The organism is Shewanella sp. SM73, from assembly GCF_025653795.1.
Classification (GTDB): Bacteria; Pseudomonadota; Gammaproteobacteria; order Enterobacterales; family Shewanellaceae; genus Shewanella; species Shewanella oncorhynchi.
The window spans coordinates 1-668 of the sequence record NZ_JAKKRY010000041.1; the positions used below are offsets into that span (position 1 = coordinate 1).

The 668-nt window shown below is 45.6% G+C and carries 2 rRNA genes; both read right to left on the minus strand.

The window, feature by feature from the left end:
• Window positions 1-81 (minus strand): 23S ribosomal RNA (locus tag L5M51_RS22745); the annotation flags it as partial.
• Window positions 82-443: 362 nt separating this feature from the next.
• Window positions 444-668, minus strand: a 16S ribosomal RNA gene (locus L5M51_RS22750); the annotation flags it as partial.

Here is a 668-nt window from a genome sequence, read left to right on the forward strand (position 1 = left end):
CCAACGCTTTTCGCAAGTTACTACGTCCTTCATCGCCTCTGACTGCCAAGGCATCCACCGTATACGCTTAGTCGCTTAACCATACAACCCAAATGAGTTTCACTCATCTGCGYCGCATTGCGACCAGCTTGGTTTTACTTGTCTCACTTCTGACCAAAGAAGTGGACGCGCCTTAGACGTAAACTATGCCACTAAGCATAATTTACTATTGAATATTCAAGACACTTAATAAAGTGTTTGAGAACTCATGTTYAATGCTTGCGCATTAAACGTTTTGTAATTAATCACATGACAGACTCATGCAATTAAATACTATCAGCTTTCCAAATTGTTAAAGAACAAYRYSTACCKGCWAGMGGSRYRTTYMGCTCTGACTTCTCCTAAGAGAAGMTAAACAAGCAATCTGTGTGAACACTCARCAAACATTAAGTTAGTCGTATAGGTAAGGAGGTGATCCAGCCCCAGGTTCCCCTAGGGCTACCTTGTTACGACTTCACCCCAGTCATGAACCACAAAGTGGTGAGCGCCCCCCCGAAGGTTAAGCTACCCACTTCTTTTGCAGCCCACTCCCATGGTGTGACGGGCGGTGTGTACAAGGCCCGGGAACGTATTCACCGTGGCATTCTGATCCACGATTACTAGCGATTCCGACTTCATGGAGTCGAGTT